This is a genomic window from Streptomyces sp. adm13(2018), assembly GCF_008042145.1.
In the GTDB taxonomy this organism is placed as follows: Bacteria; Actinomycetota; Actinomycetes; order Streptomycetales; family Streptomycetaceae; genus Streptomyces.
This window is the reverse complement of the sequence record NZ_RDBH01000296.1, coordinates 1-5,754: the sequence shown is the minus strand read 5'-3', so window position 1 is coordinate 5,754 and position 5,754 is coordinate 1. Positions and strand designations below refer to the sequence as shown.

The following is a 5,754-nucleotide window of genomic DNA, read 5'->3' as shown; positions in this document are numbered from 1 at the left end:
GCATCCCCGCCGCGCAGTTGGCCCAGGCCAACCACATCCTCGCCCACCCCCAGAAGCCCGACATGGCGGCGCTCGGCGCGGACCCGCGGCTCGGGCACTTCGTCGTCGCCCGCCTCGCCCAGCGCCACCGGATCCGGGTCGAACTCCGTGCCTCGGTGTACGGCGGCACCCTCGCCATCGTCTTCCTGCCGGCCCACATGCTGGAGGAGCTCGACTCCCCGGTCATGGACCAGCTCCGTGCCGCCGTACACCGAGGCACGGAGTTCGACCCGGATCCGGTGGCGCTGGGCGAGGCGGGCGACGACGAAGTGCCCGAGCCGCGGGTCCGCGCCGAGCGCCGCCATGTCGGGCTTCTGGGGGTGGGCGAGGATGTGGTTGGCCTGGGCCAACTGCGCGGCGGGGATGCCGAGTCCGTGGTCCTCGACGTGCAGGGCCACTCCCTCGGCGACGTGCAGCGCGCTGACGACGACCTGGGTGTAGGGCGGGGAGAAGTTGGTGGCGTTCTCGACGAGTTCGGCGAGCAGGTGGGTGACGTCGGCGACCGCGCGGCCGGCCAGCGCCACGCGCTTGGTCGCGGGCAGGTTCTCGACCTTGACGCGGGTGTAGTGCTCGGTCTCGGCCACGGCGCTGCGCATCACGTCGGTGATGGTGACCGGTTCGGTCATCCGGCGGCTCGGAGGCGTGTCGCCGAGGATGACCAGGTTCTCCGCGTGGCGCCGCACGCGGGTGGCGAGGTGGTCGACCTTGAAGATGTCCTTGAGGAGGTCGGAGTCGCCGTGCTTGCGCTCCAGGTCGTCCAGGAGGGCGATGAGACGGTGGATCAGGGTCTGGGTACGGCGGGTGAGCTGGCCGAGCACCTTCTCGGCGCCGGCGTGTCCGCGCGACTGGCTGAGAACGGTGTCGACGGCGGCGTGCTGGAGCCGGTCGATCGCGGCGCCGAGGTGCTGCAGTTCACCGGGGACCGGGCCGTCCGGCTCGTCGGCGAGGGGGGCGAGCGGTTCCCCGCGTTCGGACTGGGCCAGCGTCTGGGGCCAGTTCCGGGCCATCTCCTCGGTGCGGCGCTGGAGTTCCGTCACCGCGTCGAGGGTCGAGCGGCGTGCCCTGAGGCCGAGGACCGCGCCGGCCGTGAGGAGGCCCACGGTGAGGGTCGTACCGGCGAGCAGGCCGATGAGCAGGCCGGTGGCGCGGCCGGACGCCGTGTCGGCGAGTTCGTCCAGGGAGCCGGCGGCGAGGCCCTGCAGATCGGTGACGAGGGCGTCGGCCTCGGTCCGCCAGGCGTTGGCCGAGTCCGGGAGGCGGGTGGCCGATCCGGTGGCGACCGCGTCCTCGATCGACACGACGGTGGACGACGCCTCGGACGCGGCGAGTCGCGTGTAGCGGGCGCGGGCCGATTCGGGCAGGTCGCCGACGGCGAGGGCGGCCTGGATCTCGCGCTGGGCGTCCCGGTAGTGGCCGAACTGCTGCCGGGCCGCCGCGGACATGCTGCTGCCGGGGAGCGCCGCGGTCAGCAGGGCGTCCTCGCGCGACAGCATCTCGACCATGCGGACCAGGGTGGCGGTGGCGTTGCCGCCCTGGGAGAGCGGGCCGTCCTCGCTGCGCACCGCGAAGCCGATCAGATCGGTGCCGCTGCGGATGACGTCGGTGAGCTGCCGGAAGGCGTTCTCGGGGGACAGGGTGCGCGCGTCGATCGCCTCGCGCTGTCCGGCCAGGGTGTCCAGGGACGCGCCGAGGCTCCGGGCCGGTGCGCCGAGCGATCCGTCCACGGCGGCCAGGCCCGCCCGGAAGTCCACGACCGAGGCGTCCGTCCGGGTGCGGGCCTGGTCCAGGGCGGTCCGTGCCGCGTCGGAACGGCTCGCCTGCCACAGGGCCGTCAGGCGCCGCTCCTGCTGGAGGGCCGACACCACGCTCAGCGCGCTGCCGCCGGTGGTGCCGGTGCGTTCCGCGTCGTCCTGGAGCTGGATCTGTTCACTGGCCAGACCGACGCCCGTATAGCCCCACAGACCGGTGAGGGCGATGGCGGGTGCGACGATCGGCATGATCAGCTGCTTGCGGAGAGACCTGCGCGGGGCAAGCCGGTGGCGCGCCTTCGGGTCGCTAGTGCCTGACATCTGAATTGAATCCTCGCAGCGAGCTGACGACAGTGAAGTTGATGCTCAGCGGTCCTGATTCCTGCGGCGTGGCGCCTGGACACGGAACAGCGCGGCAGTGATCATGCCGCACCGTATCAGGAGTCCATGACGGGAGTCCGCCACGTCCGTTGCCACTCGGTGCCCTCAACAGATCCATTCGCAAGGCGAGTTGATCAGCGATTGCACCGAATGGGCGGAGTCACAGCAACGCGAGCAGCTTCGGGGTGTAGAGGTCTCCGATCGTGGCGGTGCCGGCGACCATGTCGAAGTAGATCGACGTCAGTTCGGCATCCTGGCGGATGGCCCGCAGCATGGCCAGGCGGCTGGGGTGCTGCTCGTCGAGCCGGGCCACGGCGAGGGTCGCCTCGTACCCGGGCTGGAGGGCGCCGTCCCGGTCCTTCCCGTACGCGTCGAGCGCCTGGTCGAGGAGGGCGGGGTCGCCGTCGAGCCGGCCGCCGACGTGCCGGGCGAGCAGTTCGGCCTGGAGGAAGGCGTCGCTGATGCCGCGCGCGGTGATGGAGTCCTTGTGGTGGCCCGCGTCGCCGACCAGGGCCCAACCCGGCCCGGACGCCTGGCGGAAGAAGTTCTGCTGGTCGCCGGTGCCGCGCAGGCGCTCGACCCTGGTGGCGCCCCGCAGCCGGTCGTACAGGGCGGGTGCCGTGGCTTGAACCTGACGGAGGTGGTGGTGCTCGGCGTCGGCCCGGATCTCCTCGAAGCGCGCCTGGGGGAAGTAGGTCAGGACCAGGGTGGCCTCATGGGTGGCGACGGCGGCGACCCAGCGGTCGGGGGCCTCGTACAGTTCCAGGTCGGCCGGTACGCCCTGCCAGTACGAGTAGTAGGCGCAGGTCAGTCGGGGGTGCTGGAGGGTGATCGGGGCGCCGGTGAGGTCGGCGACGGTGGACCGCATGCCGTCGGCGCCGACGACGAGCCGGGCCCGCTCGCGGAAGGGCGCCCCGGCGTGGGTGCCCTCCACGCCGACGACGCGGCCGGTGTCGTCGCGCAGGAGCCCCGTCACGCGGGAGCTCAGCCGCATCTCGGCGCCGGCCCTGGCCGCGGCCTCGGCGAGGAGGGGGTCGAGGATGTGCCGGCGGGGCGCGTAGGCGGCGCGCTGGCCGTCGGCGCCGCGGCCGCATCCTTCGAGTCGGATGCCGTCGACCTCGTACACGACGTTCTCGAGGGGCGGGCAGCCGGTGGCCCGCAGCTCGTCAAGCAGTCCCCACCGGGCCAGGGCGGCGATCCCCGGCTGGTGGATCAGGTGGGTGGAGAGGGTGTCGGAGGGGAAGGCGGCGCGGTCGATGACCAGGACGCGGTGGCCCGCCCGGGCGAGCTGGAGGGCGGTGGCGGAGCCGGCGACGCGGGCGCCGACCACGATGACGTCGTACATGGGTGCTGCCTCATAGGAATGGTGGGTTGAACCGCGTCGCGCTGGGCCCCACTCCCCCGGGTCGGGCCCAGCGCGGCGGTGGTCAGCGTGCGGGGGACAGTTCGGTCAGCAGGGCGCGGTGGTCGATCTTTCCGTTGGCGTTCAGCGGAAGGCTGTCCAGGACCGAGATGCGGCGGGGCCGCAGGTAGGGCGGGAGGCGGTCGGCGAGCTCGGCGAACAGCTTCTGCGGGTCACAGCCGGTGCCGCTCACCGCCGCGTGGAGCTCGGGCGTGCCGTGGACGTCCGGGACCGCGAGGACGTACGCCTCGCGCACGCCGGTCAGCTCACGCAGCACGGCCGCGACCTCGCCGGGCTCGATGCGGTGGCCGCGCACCTTGATCTGGTGGTCCGTGCGGCCGAGGTGCACGAGCGCCCCGTCGCGCAGGGCGACCCGGTCGCCGGTCCGGTACCAGTGGTCGGCGCCCGCCTGCTTGTCCGCGCCGTCGCCCTCCCCCGGTACGGGCGGGTGGAAGCGGCCGGCGTCGTCCGCCGGGTCCAGATAGCCGGGGAAGCGCTGCGGTCCGCGGACGAGCAGCTCGCCGGTGTCGGCGGGGAGGTCGTCCTCGTCCAGGATCAGGTACTCCGTGCCCGGGTGGCACTGTCCGATCGGCGTGGTGCCGTTGGGAGTGGCGGGCCAGTCGGCGGGGTCGTCCGGGAGCCGGTAGGCCGTGCAGGAGACGGTCAGTTCGGTCGGCCCGTACAGCACTTCGATCGTGCTGCCGGGCGCCGCGGTGCGCCAGGCGCGCGCGGCACGGAGCGGGAGGGCCTCGCCGCCGAAGACGCTCCATCGCAGGGTGGGCATGCTGTTCGGTTTGAGCGTGCCGAGGCGTTCCGCGAAGGAGATCAGGGAGGGCACCGAGAACCAGTGGGTCAGCCGCAGGTTGTTGACCGTGGCGACCGGGGAGAGCAGTTGCGCGGCGGAGGGGACCACCAGGGTGGCGCCCGCCGCCCAGGCGACGAAGAGGTCGTGCACGGAGCCGTCGAATGTCAGGTCGAAGGCCGCCGACATCCGGCTGTCCGGTCCGACGTCGTAGCGCTCGGCCATCGAGGTGAGGTACGCGGAGAGGTTCCGGTGCAGGACGGGCACGCCCTTGGGGGTGCCCGTCGACCCGGAGGTGAAGATGATGTAGGCGACGGCGTCGGGGCCCGTCTCCGGGACGGCCGACGGGTCGGCGGGGCGCACGTCGGGCACGGCCGCGGGGTCGAGCGGCAGTTCCGTCACGCTCAGGCCGGCCGCCGCGCCCGGGGTGTCGGTGAGGACCAGGTCGAGGCCGGCCGCGTCGACGACGGAGGCGGTGCGGGACGGGGGGTGCTCGGGGTTGAGGGGCACCACGGTCGCGCCGGCCCGGAGGATGGCGAGATAGCCCGCGTAGGCGGAGGGCGACCGCCCGGCGAGGAGTCCGATGCGCCGGGGGGCGGGTCCGGTGCGCGCGAGGATCTGCGCGGCGTAGCCCTCGGCCAGGGCGCCGAGCCCGCGGTACGTGAAGGTCTGGCCGGCGACTTCGAGGGCGACGCGGCTGTCGCCGTACCGTTCGACGGACCGGGTGAACCAGCTGTACGCGTCGCGTGGTCCGGTCATCGCACACCGGCCTCGAGCGAGCCGGTCCAGACCCGGAGCTCGCCCACGGTGCCGAGGCGTCCGACCTCCTCGGGGTCTATCTCCCGGCCGGTCTGCTGGGTCAGTTCCACGATGAGCTGGAGTCTGGCGAGGGAGTCGATGCCTATGTCCGCGAGGCGCGACGCGTCGTCGAAGTCGGTGCGGGCGTGCTCGCGCAGGAGCCAGTCCGCCGCGCTCTCCGTGTCGGTGGCGCGGTCCTCTCCCGGCCAGTACCTGCGGGTCTGCCACGGGTACCGGGGCAGCGGGACCACGGTCCCGGGTTCGTCGAAGAGGGCCTCCCAGTGCACGTCCTCGCCGGCGCGGTAGCGCTCGACGGCCTCCGTCAGGGCGGCGGGGGCGGCGGGGTGCGCGTGCTCCCCGGCGGCGCCGCGGGACAGGGCCCGGACGAGCTCCGCGTGGCTGGAACCGACGACGGCCAGTCGGTGGGCGTGGTGGGTGCGGCGGGTGGCCGCGGTGTGGCAGATGTCCCGGAGCGGGTACGCGGCTCCGCGGCCGCCGGGGCCGAGGTGGGCGACGTAGGCCTCGGCGAGGTCGAGCAGGGCCTGGGGCGAGCGGGCGGACAGCGCGAGGACGTGGGGGGTGCC

General features: G+C 73.6%; 4 protein-coding genes. All 4 read right to left on the bottom strand.

The features are described from left to right. Positions 1 to 2,108: nitrate- and nitrite sensing domain-containing protein (locus EAO70_RS36750; RefSeq protein ID WP_148007108.1), on the bottom strand; the 2,108-nt coding region annotated here is incomplete at its 3' end. Between the two features lie 220 nt (positions 2,109 to 2,328). Continuing rightward, positions 2,329 to 3,513 carry an FAD-dependent oxidoreductase gene (locus EAO70_RS36745; protein ID WP_148007107.1) on the bottom strand — a complete coding sequence of 395 codons (1,185 nt, stop codon included), beginning with the start codon at positions 3,511 to 3,513 and terminating at the stop codon, positions 2,329 to 2,331. Positions 3,514 to 3,595: 82 nt separating this feature from the next. Continuing rightward, positions 3,596 to 5,131: an amino acid adenylation domain-containing protein gene (locus EAO70_RS36740; protein WP_148007106.1), complete on the bottom strand. Its 1,536-nt coding sequence runs from the start codon at positions 5,129 to 5,131 to the stop codon at positions 3,596 to 3,598. Then, a partial coding sequence (locus EAO70_RS36735; RefSeq protein WP_261993244.1) for an acyl carrier protein occupies positions 5,128 to 5,754 on the bottom strand: 627 nt, incomplete at its 5' end. The genes EAO70_RS36735 and EAO70_RS36740, both read right to left, overlap by 4 nt.